Source organism: Aliivibrio sifiae, from assembly GCF_002954715.1.
Lineage (GTDB): Bacteria > Pseudomonadota > Gammaproteobacteria > Enterobacterales > Vibrionaceae > Aliivibrio > Aliivibrio sifiae.
On record NZ_MSCP01000003.1, the window covers coordinates 113,626 to 128,592 of the forward strand.

Annotated in this window: 15 protein-coding genes; 11 read left to right on the plus strand and 4 right to left on the minus strand. The window is 41.8% G+C overall.

Going from position 1 to position 14,967, the window contains the following annotated elements; translation table 11 throughout:
• Position 1 precedes the first annotated feature (1 nt).
• From BTO23_RS18930 to rraA, 5 genes are all read left to right on the plus strand, one after another.
• Entirely contained in the window at positions 2–970 is a 969-nt protein-coding gene (locus BTO23_RS18930) for a hydrolase (protein ID WP_105064330.1), read from the plus strand.
• Between the two features lie 34 nt (positions 971–1,004).
• Complete coding sequence (locus BTO23_RS18935) at positions 1,005–1,247, plus strand: YheU family protein (protein WP_060993297.1); 243 nt, start codon at positions 1,005–1,007, stop codon at positions 1,245–1,247.
• A gap of 111 nt (positions 1,248–1,358) precedes the next feature.
• Positions 1,359–2,228, plus strand: a complete 870-nt coding sequence (locus BTO23_RS18940; RefSeq protein WP_060993298.1) for a phosphoribulokinase — start codon at positions 1,359–1,361, stop codon at positions 2,226–2,228.
• Positions 2,229–2,312: 84 nt separating this feature from the next.
• The gene (locus BTO23_RS18945; RefSeq protein ID WP_061004834.1) at positions 2,313–3,221 is read left to right on the plus strand and encodes a 1,4-dihydroxy-2-naphthoate polyprenyltransferase; all 909 of its coding nucleotides are present in this window, start codon (positions 2,313–2,315) and stop codon (positions 3,219–3,221) included.
• 89 nt (positions 3,222–3,310) lie between these two features.
• Entirely contained in the window at positions 3,311–3,808 is a 498-nt protein-coding gene (gene rraA / locus BTO23_RS18950; RefSeq protein ID WP_060993300.1) for a ribonuclease E activity regulator RraA, read from the plus strand.
• Positions 3,809–4,190: 382 nt separating this feature from the next.
• Here rraA and zapB read toward each other — a convergent pair whose 3' ends face one another.
• Positions 4,191–4,433, minus strand: coding sequence for a cell division protein ZapB (zapB, locus tag BTO23_RS18955; RefSeq protein ID WP_060993301.1), 243 nt, complete (start codon positions 4,431–4,433; stop codon positions 4,191–4,193).
• Between the two features lie 362 nt (positions 4,434–4,795).
• Here zapB and glpX point away from each other — a divergent pair, with 362 nt between their 5' ends.
• Both glpX and BTO23_RS18965 read left to right on the plus strand, forming a co-directional pair.
• Positions 4,796–5,803: a class II fructose-bisphosphatase gene (gene glpX, locus BTO23_RS18960; protein WP_060993302.1), complete on the plus strand. Its 1,008-nt coding sequence runs from the start codon at positions 4,796–4,798 to the stop codon at positions 5,801–5,803.
• A gap of 596 nt (positions 5,804–6,399) precedes the next feature.
• Complete coding sequence (locus BTO23_RS18965; protein ID WP_060993303.1) at positions 6,400–6,741, plus strand: DUF3135 domain-containing protein; 342 nt, start codon at positions 6,400–6,402, stop codon at positions 6,739–6,741.
• 27 nt (positions 6,742–6,768) lie between these two features.
• Here the strand turns inward: BTO23_RS18965 and BTO23_RS18970 are convergent, their stop codons facing one another.
• Entirely contained in the window at positions 6,769–7,113 is a 345-nt protein-coding gene (locus BTO23_RS18970; protein WP_060993304.1) for a 5-carboxymethyl-2-hydroxymuconate Delta-isomerase, read from the minus strand.
• Between the two features lie 271 nt (positions 7,114–7,384).
• Here BTO23_RS18970 and tpiA point away from each other — a divergent pair, with 271 nt between their 5' ends.
• Positions 7,385–8,155, plus strand: coding sequence for a triose-phosphate isomerase (gene tpiA, locus BTO23_RS18975; protein ID WP_060993305.1), 771 nt, complete (start codon positions 7,385–7,387; stop codon positions 8,153–8,155).
• Between the two features lie 258 nt (positions 8,156–8,413).
• Positions 8,414–8,782: an endonuclease domain-containing protein gene (locus tag BTO23_RS18980; protein ID WP_060993306.1), complete on the plus strand. Its 369-nt coding sequence runs from the start codon at positions 8,414–8,416 to the stop codon at positions 8,780–8,782.
• Between the two features lie 392 nt (positions 8,783–9,174).
• On the opposite strand, the gene groL is transcribed toward BTO23_RS18980, so the two are convergent.
• The gene (gene groL / locus BTO23_RS18985; RefSeq protein ID WP_060993307.1) at positions 9,175–10,812 is read right to left on the minus strand and encodes a chaperonin GroEL; all 1,638 of its coding nucleotides are present in this window, start codon (positions 10,810–10,812) and stop codon (positions 9,175–9,177) included.
• A gap of 89 nt (positions 10,813–10,901) precedes the next feature.
• The gene (locus tag BTO23_RS18990) at positions 10,902–11,189 is read right to left on the minus strand and encodes a co-chaperone GroES (protein ID WP_060993308.1); all 288 of its coding nucleotides are present in this window, start codon (positions 11,187–11,189) and stop codon (positions 10,902–10,904) included.
• Positions 11,190–11,713: 524 nt separating this feature from the next.
• On the opposite strand from BTO23_RS18990, the gene BTO23_RS18995 reads away from it, so the two are divergent.
• Both BTO23_RS18995 and gpmM read left to right on the plus strand, forming a co-directional pair.
• Positions 11,714–13,060 (plus strand): MATE family efflux transporter, encoded by a 1,347-nt coding sequence (locus tag BTO23_RS18995; RefSeq protein WP_060993309.1) that lies wholly within the window; start codon positions 11,714–11,716, stop codon positions 13,058–13,060.
• Between the two features lie 363 nt (positions 13,061–13,423).
• The gene (gene gpmM / locus BTO23_RS19000; RefSeq protein WP_105064331.1) at positions 13,424–14,956 is read left to right on the plus strand and encodes a 2,3-bisphosphoglycerate-independent phosphoglycerate mutase; all 1,533 of its coding nucleotides are present in this window, start codon (positions 13,424–13,426) and stop codon (positions 14,954–14,956) included.
• Positions 14,957–14,967: the final 11 nt, after the last annotated feature.

Below are 14,967 nucleotides of genomic sequence, written 5' to 3' on the forward strand. Positions count from 1 at the left end.
CATGATGGACTCATTCATTCCTGCCTCAGGATTATCCAACGCACATATCCAAACCTTATTACCACGTTTATTGCGTAGAAACCCTCTGTTTAATGCATATTGGCAGCGTTTAGAGCTACCTGATGGTGATTTTGTCGATTTAGCATGGAGCGAAAATCCGAATAAAGCCGGAGATAAACCCATCTTCATTTTATTTCATGGTTTAGAAGGCAGCTTTGAAAGCCCATACGCGAATGGATTACTCGCCGCCGCCAAAGAACAAGGTTGGTTAGGCGTAATGATGCACTTTCGAGGCTGCAGTGACGTACCAAACCGTTTAGCTAGGGCATATCACTCAGGTGAAACCGAAGACGCTCGTTTCTTTATTCAAATGTTAGATAACCGCTTTCCACAACAAGTTAAAGTTGCTACTGGGATCTCTCTGGGTGGTAATATGCTAGTCAATTATCTCGCCAAGTACAAAACAAACACATTATTGAATGCAGCAACCGTTATTTCTGCACCATTAGACTTGGCTGCCTGCTCAGAACGTATTCAGCACGGTTTTTCTCGTATTTATCAAACGTATTTATTACGCTCATTAAAAGCCAGTAGTATCCGTAAGATAAACGGAAATAGAAAAGCGATTGTTGGTTTAGATAAAGCAATGATAGCTGCAATTCCTGACTTATTGCAGTTTGATAATTTACTTACTGCACCAATGCATGGCTATCAAAACGCACAAGATTATTATCAACAATGCAGCGGTTTACAGTTTTTAGATAACATCGATATTCCGACCCGAATTATCCACTCTAAAGATGATCCTTTTATGACGACAGCCGTGATCCCTACTCATACCCTGCCTAACTGTGTACACTATCAACTAACAGAAAATGGCGGTCATGTGGGCTTTATTAATGGCTCATTTACCAAACCAAACTTTTGGTTAGAGACAACCGTAAACCAGTGGTTTCAAAAAATCATCTAACCCTAATCGTTAATAAAATGGATGAGTAAGTAGTATGATCATTCCTTGGCAAGATATCGCACCAGAAACCCTAGAAAACTTAATATCAGAATTTGTTCTTCGTGAAGGCACCGATTACGGTGAAATGGAATGCAGCCATCAGGATAAAATAGCTCAAATCGCACTGTTATTAAAAAATGGTGAGGCAATGGTTGTTTTCTCAGAGTTACATGAAACCGTTGATATTCAAACCAAAGCACGTTTTAACCCTAATCTAACGAATCATGAGTTTGAATAATCACTTTCAATCACTCACAAATTTTAAACGATAACGTATCATTTACGGCAACCCTGTTATAACATCTTCGCTATCAAGGCTTGATGCCAAGAATTATAGACAGGGTTTGTCATGTCCGCTAAACATCCAATTATTGCCGTTACTGGCTCCTCTGGTGCTGGTACCACCACCACCTCTGAAGCCTTCCGTAAGATGTTCAATATGATGGACATCAAAGCATCGTGGCTTGAAGGAGATAGTTTCCATCGATTCACTCGTCCTGAGATGGACGTCGAAATCCGTAAAGCCAAAGAACAAGGTAAACACATCAGCTACTTTGGTCCTCAAGCGAATGATTTTCCAGCTCTTGAACAGTTCTTCCGTCAATATGGTCTTGATGGCACAGGACAGTATCGCCGTTACTTACACACCTTTGACGAGGCCGTTCCATTTAATCAAATGCCAGGCACCTTTACTCCATGGCAAGATCTTCCAGATAATACCGATGTTCTTTTTTATGAAGGATTACACGGCGGCGTTATGGACGGTGAGATTGATGTTTCTCAGCACGTTGACTTATTGATTGGCATGGTACCGATTGTAAACCTTGAGTGGATCCAAAAATTCGTTCGAGATACTCGTGATCGTGGTCATTCACGAGAAGCGGTAATGGACTCAATTGTTCGCTCAATGGATGATTATCTTAATTACATTACGCCACAGTTTTCACGCACCCATATTAACTTCCAACGAGTACCAACGGTCGATACATCAAACCCACTTAACGCCAAAGGCATTCCAAGCTTAGATGAAAGCTTTGTGGTGATCCGTTTCCGTGGCATACGTAATGTTGATTTCCCTTACCTGCTAGCCATGATTGATGGGTCTTTTATGTCTCGCCATAACACACTTGTGGTTCCGGGGGGGAAAATGAGTTTTGCGATGGAATTAATCATTCGTCCATTACTTCAGCAACTGATTGAAACTGGAAAAATAGGGTAATCCTTCCCCTCTTTTACTTTCAAATTTGGGGTTCTTCCAAAAATAGTGAATAATAGAGAGTCTATTCACTATTTTTGCGATGCTATGAAAACTTCTCCTTTTGCTATTTGGCTCAGTGCTGCTCGACCTAAAACACTTCCCCTTGCGCTTGCATCTATTATGACAGGCTCGGCATTGGCATATTGGAATAACCATGCTTCTGCAACCATCACCCTCATGGCATTTGTTACTGCAACCTTATTACAAATTTTATCTAACCTTGCTAATGATTATGGTGACGCAGTAAAAGGCACTGATAATGATGATCGCCTTGGTCCACAACGAGCAATGCAATCGGGGTTAGTGACTCAAGAAACAATGAAAAAAGCCATTGGCATTAATATCATTCTTACGATTATTAGTGGCTTAACATTAGTGTTTATTTCTCTTAACCAAGCGATGGATATCATTGGCTTTATTGCTCTTGGTTTATTAGCTATTGGGGCTGCTATTGCTTATACAATGGGAGATAAACCTTATGGCTATCGTGGTTTAGGTGATATTTCAGTCTTTATCTTCTTTGGCTTACTTGGTGTTGCAGGTACTTATTACTTGCATACAGGTCATTTATCTACCGCATTATTTTTACCCGCTGTTGCTTGTGGTCTATTAGCAGTTGCTGTCTTAAATATTAATAATTTACGAGATATTGAAAATGATGAAGCGTGTGGAAAAATGACGCTTGTAGTTCGTATGGGAGCGGCTTGGGGTCGTAAATATCACGCGATTATTATAGCAGTCAGCTTTATCTGTCTTGCCATTTTCAGTGCGACTCAAATCCATTCATTAACGGGGTGGTTATTTTTAGCAATTACCCCATTCGTGCTTAATCATGTCGTGTCAGTTATACGTGCACCAAACGGTGAAGCCATCAGACCAATGATGGGAACGGTAGTGCAATGCGCGCTGTTCACTAATATTTTGTTTTCAATCGGTCTTTATTTATCCATATAAGCTTGTTATTTATCATAGTAATGACTTATTAAGCCCGTATATTAAGAAGCTCTAGAGAGAACTAACACCAAAAAAAGGTAGGCATCATCATGGAATACAATACTTCTGCACTTTGTGACATTTATTTAGATCTCGTTGATGTTGTTGAACCAATGTTCAGCCACTATGGTGCTAAAAGTTCGTTTTCTGGGCAAATTACGACTATTAAATGTTTTGAAGATAATGGACTGATCAGCCGACTATTGGATGAAAAAGGCGAAGGCCGAGTATTATTAGTTGATGGCGGAGGTTCATTACGTCGCGCTCTTATTGATGCCGACTTAGCCGCAAAAGCCGCTCACAATGGTTGGGAAGGCTTGGTGATTTATGGTTGTATTCGTGAAGTCGATTACCTAGAAGAAATTAATATCGGTATCCAAGCACTCGCATCTATCCCTGTTGGTGCAGCAAAGAAGAATATCGGTGAAATTGATGTAGCGGTTAACTTTGGTAGTGTGACTTTCTTACCTGAAGATCATCTGTATGCGGATTCTACGGGAATAGTAATATCTCAAGAGCCGTTGGAAGAGATGGGTGAAGAAGAGTAGAGCTAGAGTTCAGAGGTGATCGTTGAGATTACAGCGATAAAAAATGGTTCTCCCCTTATATTGATACTCACAACCAAGTAACAGCTGCGATAAAGGGGAGGAGCTAAAAGCAAAAGCACCACTGCATCTCCTCCTGATACCTGAACCCTCGCTTTTTGCTCTTATAGAAACAAAGCGATCTAGTCAGCGCAGCGTATAGTTTCTAGGATCAAAAAAAACCGCAGGTGCTTTCACACCTACGGTTCAAATTCATTTCATTTTAACCAATTCTAAATTTTGGCTAAATAGATTCCATTAGTTCAAGGCGGAGACGCGGAGCTTACGATAGTAAGTGAGCATCGACAACGCAGAAATAATGAAAGCTATGACGACAAAAATAGAATTACTCTACTTCTTCCATCTTACCTAGTAGACCACGGATGCGAGCTTCAAACTGAGCTTGGTCATCACGTGCTTTTTGAGCTTCTTGCTCAACTTCAGAACGACCGTTGTTTGCTTGCTCAAGATTTTGAGTTAGCTCAGCGTTCGTTTCTTTTAATTCTTCAACTTCCATTTGTAGCAGTGCGATTGTATCTACTGCCATCTGAACTTTAGCTTCTAGTTGTTCTAATATTTCTAAAGACATTCCTGCCACCTTAACTGTAATATTCATTGAGATGCAGAAAATATATATTCTCTGCCGACTTATTTTCTATTCTACTCAGCAATTGTAATTCTGCCATAGTGTTATTCATTAAAATGCATTATATGAACAAAAAAACAGCAATTTTTACCAACATCTAACTTACTTTCTTAAGATTAAAACGAACTTCATACCAAAACTAGAAATTTCAATACATTATTTGAGTTAAAGCACAACTTACCATCTATCACGTAGAGTGATAATTTTTAAAATATAAGATTCTTAACCCAAAAAGCAAACGTTTCCCTTTTTGTTGTGATAAAATCTCCGCGATTTTTAAATTCATCGATTTATTCGGAGCAAATATGAAACGCGATTTAGCAATGGCTTTTTCTCGAGTTACTGAAGGTGCCGCACTGGCAGGTTACAAATGGCTTGGCCGTGGCGATAAAAACGCTGCTGATGGTGCTGCTGTTGAAGTAATGCGTACACTTCTGAACAAAACTGATATCAGTGGCGAGATTGTTATTGGTGAAGGTGAGATCGATGATGCACCTATGCTATATATTGGCGAGCACGTTGGTACTGGTGGCGACGCGGTTGATATCGCGGTTGACCCTATCGAAGGCACTCGCATGACAGCAATGGGCCAATCAAATGCTCTTGCTGTATTGGCGGCTGGTGAAAAAGGTAGCTTCTTAAAAGCACCTGATATGTATATGGAGAAGTTGGTTGTTGGTCCTGGTGCTAAAGGCGCTATCGACTTGGCTCTTTCTCTAGAAGAAAATCTAGAAAACATCGCTAAAGCACTAGGAAAAACACTGGATACGCTAGTCGTAACCACGCTTGCTAAACCTCGTCATGACGAGACGATTGCTAAAATGCAGAAGATGGGTGTTCGCGTATTTGCTGTGCCTGATGGTGATGTAGCAGCATCGATCTTAACGTGTATGCCAGATAGCGAAGTTGACGTAATGTATTGCATCGGTGGCGCACCTGAAGGGGTGGTTTCTGCTGCGGTTATTCGAGCTTTAGATGGTGACATGCAAGCTCGCCTTCTTCCTCGTCATGAAGTAAAAGGCGATACAGAAGAAAACCGTATTCACGGTGAAGAAGAATTAAAGCGTTGTGAAGAAATGGGCGTGAAAGCGAACGTTATCTTAAAAATGACAGACATGGCACGCAGCGATGATGTTGTTTTCGCAGCAACGGGGATCACGAAAGGTGACTTACTAGAAGGTATTACTCGCCAAGGTAATATTGCGACAACTGAGACACTGCTTATCCGTGGTCGCTGTCGTACAATTCGTCGTATTAAATCGATTCATTATCTAGAGCGTAAAGACAAAGAAGTTAGAGATTTTATCCTTTAATTAAAAGCGGGAAGAGCGGTCCTATTGGCCTAGCTCCTGTGACGTAAATTTGAAACCGTGGATGCGAAAGCATCTGCGGTTTTTTGTTTTAGAGAGTTCGGTTTCAGATCGGTCGCAGACTCCCTTGCTGAGTTCAGAGGTGCTCGTGGTTAGACTAAATACTATACACAGCGCTAACTAGCGCAGCTTCTATAAGAACAAAAGCGAGTAAAAGATTCAGATATATTCGTTGTAGTTACAGTAACCAAAGAACGGTTCTCCCCCTTGAACACTTTATTTATGAGATAGACACACTCAATAACAAGGGGGAGTTAGAGGGGGTTTCTTATATAATATTTATGTTATTCAGATAAACCAAGATTCATCATTAACAATCCCTCCTAGCCTCCCCTTATATCAACATCACTAATCTCAAAAATATACCTATCAAGGGGAGGAACTGTATTGTGAACGCTGTAATTACAGCGTTCACCTCCGAACCCTGACCTCCCCTCTCAAAATAGAGACAGCCCTTCAATATCCCCTATTCCACTTTCTCAAAATCTGAAAACGCCAACTAAGCTGATTATATTGTTCAAAAGACAAGGAGTCAGCCAATGCCGCATTCATATCATCAAACAGTCTTACCTTCATTTGACGAACTCAAAGCATTAGCAGAAAAAGATCCTGAACAGTTGGAAGCATTACGTCGTCAACTTAGTATGGAGTTCATCGAGAGCGTACCGAAAGATCACCAAGGACCGTTACTTGCACAACAAAGTCACATTGATAGAATCATTGAACGAGGTAATAACCCTAATCACATCAACATATTATTAGGGCATGAATTAGGGAAGCAATTTGTTCGTTTTGCAAATTCATTAAATAAACCGATTAATGAACATCAAGCAGCAGAGGTTATTCAATTTCCAAACACCAATAACCACACTAAACATTAATAATATAGTCTTAAATAAATTTAGGTATTACCCTATTTTTTGAAAGCTCTCTTGCTCCATATCACGCACATTGATAGTTAAGCTATCAATGTGACTTGCCTGATCTGCCAATACCTCCATCAAAGCACGACTTAGATCTCTTTTTTGCTCCGTTGTGCGACCTGATAATAATTCCAACGTGAGATGAATAAAGTCAACACTATTTCCCTTATCTCCCACCAACCAAGAGTGCACTCGAATCGCTCTGGATTTCACATCTTTAGTTGAGAACAATTCCGAATCAATCGCTACTTGATGCAAATCTTCTAGTAGACCTTGCATATTTAAGCGCTCTTCGGCTGAATTTGAATATTCCATAACTAAATGCGGCATCGTTACTTCCTTTTATACGGCTGATTAAGTGATTACTTTTCCATCATTAAGGTAAAGGGAATTAGTTACAATCTCCTCAATAGAAAAGTGCCTAATGAATCACACTTAAGAACAGTCATAAATACCTCCTATTCAGTTAATAATCTTTCGCACTTCGAAATAAAAGCATTAAAATTATGCATAAAAATGATTTTAGACACTAAATCTGTCGCAAAATCTGTTATATTTTTACGCAAAGTTTTTTACATTAATTTGAATTGGAGAGAATCCTATGCGTCATCCTGTAGTTATGGGTAACTGGAAACTAAACGGCAGCAAAGAAATGGTTGTTGATCTACTAAATGGTCTTAACGCTGAACTTGAAGGCGTTACAGGCGTAGACGTTGCAGTTGCTCCACCAGCACTTTTTGTTGACCTTGCTGAGCGTACGCTTACTGAAGCAGGCAGCGCGATCATCCTAGGTGCTCAAAACTCTGACCTAAACAACAGCGGTGCATTCACTGGCGACATGTCTCCAGCTATGCTTAAAGAATTCGGCGCTACTCACATCATCATCGGTCACTCTGAGCGTCGTGAATACCACAACGAATCAGACGAGTTTGTTGCTAAGAAATTTGCATTCCTAAAAGAGAACGGCCTAACTCCTGTTCTTTGTATCGGTGAATCTGAAGCTCAAAACGAAGCTGGCGAAACTGTAGCAGTTTGTGCACGTCAACTTGACGCTGTTATCAACACTCAAGGCGTTGAAGCTCTTGAAGGCGCGATCATCGCTTACGAACCAATCTGGGCTATCGGTACTGGTAAAGCGGCTACAGCTGACGATGCACAACGCATTCACGCTCAAATCCGTGCTCACATTGCTGAGAAATCTGAAGAAGTTGCTAAGAACGTTGTTATCCAATACGGCGGTTCTGTTAAGCCTGAAAACGCTGCAGCTTACTTCGCTCAACCAGACATCGATGGTGCTCTAGTTGGCGGCGCAGCTCTTGACGCGAAAAGCTTTGCAGCTATCGCTAAAGCAGCAGCTGAAGCAAAAGCTTAATTAAAGAACGAAGACGCAAGCAAGTTGCTTAAGAGCGCTTCGCTTTAGACGGACTTCGTCCTTGAGAATAAAAAGACCACAGGATTTAATTAGCCTGTGGTCTTTTTTGTTTTTAGAGCGGAGTTGAGGATGATTATTGGAGACTATAAAAGCAAAAACGTTAATTTTGAACTCTATCGAAACTCTTTACTCTTCATTATCTTTTACCATTTAGAACTTCTATGGTTTATAGCATTTACTAAGTAAACCTGAATTCTAATGACGCTTATTTATAATAAATCAAAACACAAAACACTCAGGCAAAAGCTGAGATCTGATGTACCAACTGCAGAACGTATATTGTGGAATAAACTTCGACGAAATCAACTCAATGTGAAATTTCGACGCCAATATGGTATTGGTCGGTATGTTTGTGATTTTTATAATGCTGAATATAAATTAGTCATTGAACTCGATGGTGATAGTCACTTTAATCCGGAAGCTGAAAACTACGATGCTATTCGAAATGAATATATGCACAATCTTGGTATGTCAGTATTGCGCTTCACAAACCAGGATGTCATGAGCAATATTGATGGTGTCCTCGAATTTATTTTAATGCATATAGAACAATTAAAATCAGAATAACTTCTACCATCATCGCAATAGCCCCTCCCTAACCCTCCCCTTAGTAAAGGGAGGGGACTGTATTGTGAACGCTGAAATTACAACAACTACAATCAGCACCTCCCCCTTAATAAGGAGGCGGCTGGGAGGAGGTAAATAACCAACAAAACATGACCAAGCTCACTATGAATTTAATTCCACCATCATCGCAGCAGCCCCCCTAACCCCCCCCTTAGTAAAGGGAGGAACTGTATTGTGATCGCTGAAATTACAGCAACTACAATCGGCTCCTCCCTTTACTAAGGGGGAGGCTGGGAGGGGGTGCTCTTTCCTACGCACAAAAAAGCCGAGACATCTCTGCCTCGGCTTTTCAAACAAATTACACTATAAAGCGAATCAGTTTATGGGGATGATTACATCATGCCACCCATTCCACCCATGCCGCCCATATCAGGCATAGCAGGACCAGAATCTTGTGGCTTATCAGTGATCATCGCTTCAGTTGTGATCATAAGACCCGCAACAGATGCAGCGAACTGAAGTGCAGAACGCGTTACTTTAGTTGGGTCAAGAATACCCATCTCGATCATGTCACCGTAAACGCCAGTTGCAGCGTTGTAACCGTAGTTACCTTCACCAGCGCGAACGTTGTTAGCAACTACTGAATCTTCTTCACCCGCATTCTTAGTGATTTGACGGATAGGCGCTTCCATTGCACGAAGTGCTACACGGATACCTACGTTTTGCTCTTCGTTGTCGCCTTCAAGGCCAGCAACTTTAGATGCAGCACGGATAAGAGCAACACCACCACCAGCAACAACACCCTCTTCAACTGCAGCGCGAGTTGCATGAAGTGCATCTTCAACACGATCTTTCTTCTCTTTCATCTCAACTTCAGTAGCAGCACCAACTTTGATTACTGCAACACCGCCAGCCAGTTTAGCTACACGCTCTTGAAGTTTTTCTTTATCGTAGTCAGACGTTGCGTCTTCGATTTGTTGACGAATTTGAGTAACACGACCAGAAATGATTGTCTCTTCACCAGAACCATCGATGATAGTTGTTGTTTCTTTTGTGATAGTTACACGCTTCGCTTGACCAAGATCTTCAAGAACTACTTTTTCAAGCTCTAGACCAATCTCTTCTGAAATCACAGAACCCGCAGTTAGAACCGCGATGTCTTGTAGCATTGCTTTGCGACGATCACCAAAACCAGGCGCTTTAACCGCAGCAACTTTAACGATACCACGCATGTTGTTCACAACTAGAGTAGCAAGTGCTTCGCCTTCAACATCTTCAGCGATGATAAGAAGAGGACGAGAAGCCTTAGCTACTGCTTCAAGAGTTGGAAGCAATTCACGGATGTTTGATACTTTTTTATCAACCAGCAAGATAAATGGGCTTTCTAGATCAACAGAACCCGCTTCTTGGTTGTTTACGAAATATGGAGATAGGTAACCGCGGTCAAACTGCATACCTTCAACAACATCTAGTTCGTCTTGAAGTGCTTGACCCTCTTCAACAGTGATAACACCGTCACGACCTACTTTTTCCATTGCTTCAGCAATAAGATTACCAACAGTAGAGTCAGAGTTTGCAGAGATAGTACCTACTTGTGCGATAGCTTTTGTATCAGCACATGGAACAGAAAGCTCTTTAAGTGCTTCAACCGCAGCAACAACGGCTTTGTCGATACCACGTTTAAGATCCATTGGGTTCATGCCAGCAGCAACGGCTTTTAGGCCTTCAGCAATGATAGCTTGAGCAAGAACGGTTGCGGTAGTTGTTCCGTCGCCCGCCGCGTCATTCGCTTGCGAAGCCACTTCTTTAACCATTTGTGCACCCATGTTTTGGAACTTGTCTTCAAGTTCGATTTCACGAGCAACAGAAACACCATCTTTAGTGATCGTTGGTGCGCCAAATGATTTATCTAAAACAACATTACGGCCTTTAGGACCTAAAGTTACTTTAACCGCGTCAGCCAGAACGTTTACACCTTCTAGCATTTTGATTCGTGCGTCATTACCAAATTTAACGTCTTTAGCAGCCATCTTTATTTTCCTTTTTAAATCTGTCTTTATATCGCTTATTAATATCGAGAGTAGTTGAGTTCGAAAAACGAATTACTCAACGAGTGCTATTATTCAACAATCGCTAGGATGTTAAATTCAGACATGATCAACACTTCTTTACCTTCGATCTTCTCTGCTTTGATATTACCTTCTGCAAAGATTACTGAATCGCCAACTTTTACGTCTAATGGCTGTACAGAACCATTCTCTAGGATGCGGCCTTTGCCAACAGCTAGAACAGTACCGCGCGTTGATTTTTCAGCCGCTGAACCAGTTAGCACGATGCCACCTGCAGATTTTGATTCAACTTCTTGGCGTTCAACGATCACACGGTCATGTAAAGGACGGATATTCATTGGGCGTCTCCTGATAATTTTCCATTTAAGAATAAAGTGCCATGATTTGGCTTTGATTTATTAATGGGGTTTTTAGGGGGGGATTGCAAGGGTTTATGATGTAAATATTTAAAGGAAAGAGCAGAGTTCAGATCGGTCGCAGGCTCCCTTGTAGAATTCAGAGGTGATCGCTGTGATTACAGCGACAAGGATGGTTCTCCCCCTTTAGCGTTAATGCTCATGAGATCGAAATAATCAATACAAGGGGGAGTTAGAGGGGGTTGCTCATATTTTTTTAATTATGAAGATAAATTCACCTCGTCACTAGCAACCCCTCCTAGCCTCCTCTTATTATCAGCATTACCGCTCCCAATAACTTATCACTCAAGGAGAGGAACCGTATTACAAGTGTTGCCACCACAACGATCGCCTCTGAAGTCTCCCCTTCTTAGCTCTTAGCTTTTACTCCCCCCTCGAGCGAAGCGTCCTCGAATCTCGTCCCTATTTCCGCTACACTACCCGTCCCACCACCATTCGAGAAAACCATGCTAGATAAACACGGTTTACTAACCCAACCTATCGCCGACGTATTACAAAAACTAACCACCCCAATGGTGTTCGGTATGGTTGCGATTCTTCTGTTCAACTTGGTGGATACCTTCTTTATCTCACTGCTTGGTACAGATGCTCTTGCCGCAGTGAGCTTTACCTTTCCCGTCACTTTCGCTGTTAACTGCATTACGATGGGCGTTGGGGTTGGATTATCAGCCTCTATTGGACGTTTACTCGGACAAGGTAACAGCAAGCACGCGGGGCAATTGACGACTCATGGATTAATCTTAGCCGTCATGCTTATCCTTATCGCTTGTTGTATCGGTTTTTTCACCATAGATCCCTTATTTAGATTATTGGGTGCTGAAGATAAGCTACTTCCTCTTATTCACGAATATATGTCGATTTGGTATCTCACCATTCCGCTGTTGGTTATTCCAATGTCGAGCAACAGTGCTATTCGAGCCACCGGAGATACCACCACGCCCGCAAAAATCATGATGCTGGCAGGGCTAATCAATGGCGTACTCGATCCATTGCTTATCTTTGGTTATGGTCCTTTTCCTGAACTGGGTATTCAAGGCGCTGCGATTGCCAGTGGCATCAGTTGGTTTGGGGCATTATGTGCGTCTTTTTATGTCTTAACTCGAAAAGTAAAATTACTTGCCCCACCAAAACCATCAGAGATGAAACAAGATTGGCATCAGATATTAAAAATCGGCTCGCCAGCCGCACTATCAAATGCATTAAACCCAATATCTGGTGCAATTTTAATGATGATGCTTGCCAACCAAGGTACGGTTGCGGTTGCTTCTTATGGTGCGGCGCAACGAGTCGAATCATTAATGCTATTAGTGATGATGGCACTGACTTCTTCATTAAGCCCATTTGTGGCGCAAAACCTTGGAGCTAAACAACCAGAGCGAGTCAAAGAAGCGATTTTCTTAGCGATGAAGTTCTCTGTCTTCTTCCAACTGTTTCTTTATATTTTGATTGTTCCATTGAGCATTCCGCTCTCTCATCTATTTAGCCAAGATGACGCCGTGCAACATGGCCTATGGATGTACTTAATTTGTGTACCATTCAGTTATGGATTCCAAGGGATTGTGATGGTGCTTGTGAGCAGCTTAAATGCGATGCAAAAACCGTTACATTCTTTCAGTTGGAGCTTCATGAGGTTGTTTGTGTTTACCTTACCGACGGCATGGATTGGCAGTCACTTTTATGGAATGGAAGGATTGTTTGTAGGCATTGCGGTTGGAAATGTGATGGGTGGGATTAGTGCGTGGATATTTGTGAAGCATAGTAAGTTGTTGGAGACTATACGCTTCGCTAACTAGAAACTATAAGATCTTAGGGTTCAGAGGTGATAGTTGGAATTATAGCGAGTAATATACAGTTCCCTCCCCTTAACAAGGGGAGGGGTTGTTGTGATGATGGTTGAATTGAATACAAATCTAACTTGATTATACGCTGTTAGTTCTTGACCCCCTCCCAGCCTCCCCCTTAGTAAGGGGGAGGAGCTAAAAGCAACAGCAATCACCTCTGAACTCCATGCTCTTAGCTTTTGCTTTTATAGAAGCGAAGCGATCTAGTCTCTAGTTAGCCCAGCGTATAGTCTCTGGCTCCTTTACTCACTTTGTAGTAAAATTACACAAAGTTATTTATTCGAATTTATTAAGTTATTGACGAGGAACACCTTTATGTCAGCTAAAAAGCCTATGGCTCTAGTTATTCTTGATGGTTACGGTCACCGTGAAGCTCAAGCAGATAACGCAATCACAAACGCAAACACTCCAGTTCTTGATGGCCTAATGGCTACTCAACCAAACACACTAATTTCTGCATCTGGTATGGACGTTGGTCTACCTGATGGTCAAATGGGTAACTCAGAAGTAGGTCACACTAACATCGGCGCTGGTCGTATTGTTTATCAAGATCTTACTCGCATCACTAAAGCTATCTCTGATGGTGAGTTCCAAGAGAACGAAACACTTGTTAACGCTATCGACAAAGCAGTTAAAGCAGACAAAGCTGTTCACATCATGGGCCTTATGTCTCCAGGTGGCGTTCACTCTCATGAAGATCATATCTACGCAGCAGTAGAAATGGCAGCGGCACGTGGCGCAGAAAAAATCTACCTACATTGCTTCTTAGACGGACGTGATACTCCACCTCGTTCAGCTGAAAACTCTCTGAAAAACTTCCAAGAGCTATTCGCTAAACTAGGCAAAGGCCGTGTTGCTTCTCTAATTGGTCGTTACTACGCAATGGACCGTGACAACAACTGGGATCGCGTACAAAAATCTTACGAGCTAATGACAGAAGCAAAAGGTGAATTCACTTTTGATACGGCTGTTGAAGGTCTTGAAGCGGCTTACGCTCGTGAAGAGAACGATGAGTTTGTACAAGCAACTGAAATCAAAGCGGAAGGCGAAGAATCAGCAGCAATCGTTGATGGCGATGCGGTTATCTTCATGAACTACCGTGCTGACCGTGCTCGTGAAATTACACGTACATTCGTTCCTGATTTCGATGGCTTTGCTCGTAACGTATTCCCAGCAATCGATTTTGTTATGCTGACTCAATACGCTGCAAACATCCCTCTTCTTTGTGCATTCGCTCCTGCGTCTCTAGAAAACACATACGGAGAGTGGTTATCTAAAGAAGGTAAAACTCAGCTACGTATTTCTGAAACTGAAAAATATGCACACGTGACTTTCTTCTTCAATGGTGGCATCGAAGACGAATTTGAAGGCGAAGAACGTCAACTAGTTGCTTCTCCAAAAGTAGCGACTTACGATCTGCAACCTGAAATGAGCGCTCCTGAACTGACTGAGAAATTAGTTGCTGCAATCAAATCTGGTAAATATGACGCTATCGTTTGTAACTTCCCTAACTGTGACATGGTTGGCCACACTGGCGTATACGAAGCCGCAGTTAAAGCAATGGAAGCATTAGATAAGTGTATCGGTAAAGTAGTAGAAGCTATCAAAGAAGTTGATGGCCAAATGCTAATCACTGCTGACCACGGTAATGCTGAAATGATGATCAACCCTGAAACAGGCGGCGTTCATACTGCTCACACTAACCTTCCAGTTCCTCTTATCTACGTTGGTAGTAAAGAGATTGAATTTAAAGAAGGCGGTAAACTGTCTGACCTAGCGCCTACTATGCTAGCACTAACTGATACAGCGATTCCTGCTGAGATGTCTGGTGAAATTCTTTTTAAATAAGAATTAGGGAC

What these genes read in the sequence shown, in the direction of transcription:
- BTO23_RS18970 (WP_060993304.1), bottom strand. Translation starts at nt 7,113, where the DNA reads ATGCCGCATTTAGTTATGGAATATTCAAATTCAGCCGAAGAGCGCTTA.
- rraA (WP_060993300.1), top strand. Translation starts at nt 3,311, where the DNA reads ATGGAATACAATACTTCTGCACTTTGTGACATTTATTTAGATCTCGTT.
- BTO23_RS18935 (WP_060993297.1), top strand. Translation starts at nt 1,005, where the DNA reads ATGATCATTCCTTGGCAAGATATCGCACCAGAAACCCTAGAAAACTTA.
- BTO23_RS18990 (WP_060993308.1), bottom strand. Translation starts at nt 11,189, where the DNA reads ATGAATATCCGTCCTTTACATGACCGTGTGATCGTTGAACGCCAAGAA.
- BTO23_RS18965 (WP_060993303.1), top strand. Translation starts at nt 6,400, where the DNA reads ATGCCGCATTCATATCATCAAACAGTCTTACCTTCATTTGACGAACTC.
- BTO23_RS18995 (WP_060993309.1), top strand. Translation starts at nt 11,714, where the DNA reads ATGCTAGATAAACACGGTTTACTAACCCAACCTATCGCCGACGTATTA.
- tpiA (WP_060993305.1), top strand. Translation starts at nt 7,385, where the DNA reads ATGCGTCATCCTGTAGTTATGGGTAACTGGAAACTAAACGGCAGCAAA.
- BTO23_RS18930 (WP_105064330.1), top strand. Translation starts at nt 2, where the DNA reads ATGATGGACTCATTCATTCCTGCCTCAGGATTATCCAACGCACATATC.
- BTO23_RS18980 (WP_060993306.1), top strand. Translation starts at nt 8,414, where the DNA reads ATGACGCTTATTTATAATAAATCAAAACACAAAACACTCAGGCAAAAG.
- BTO23_RS18940 (WP_060993298.1), top strand. Translation starts at nt 1,359, where the DNA reads ATGTCCGCTAAACATCCAATTATTGCCGTTACTGGCTCCTCTGGTGCT.
- BTO23_RS18945 (WP_061004834.1), top strand. Translation starts at nt 2,313, where the DNA reads ATGAAAACTTCTCCTTTTGCTATTTGGCTCAGTGCTGCTCGACCTAAA.
- glpX (WP_060993302.1), top strand. Translation starts at nt 4,796, where the DNA reads ATGAAACGCGATTTAGCAATGGCTTTTTCTCGAGTTACTGAAGGTGCC.
- zapB (WP_060993301.1), bottom strand. Translation starts at nt 4,433, where the DNA reads ATGTCTTTAGAAATATTAGAACAACTAGAAGCTAAAGTTCAGATGGCA.
- gpmM (WP_105064331.1), top strand. Translation starts at nt 13,424, where the DNA reads ATGTCAGCTAAAAAGCCTATGGCTCTAGTTATTCTTGATGGTTACGGT.
- groL (WP_060993307.1), bottom strand. Translation starts at nt 10,812, where the DNA reads ATGGCTGCTAAAGACGTTAAATTTGGTAATGACGCACGAATCAAAATG.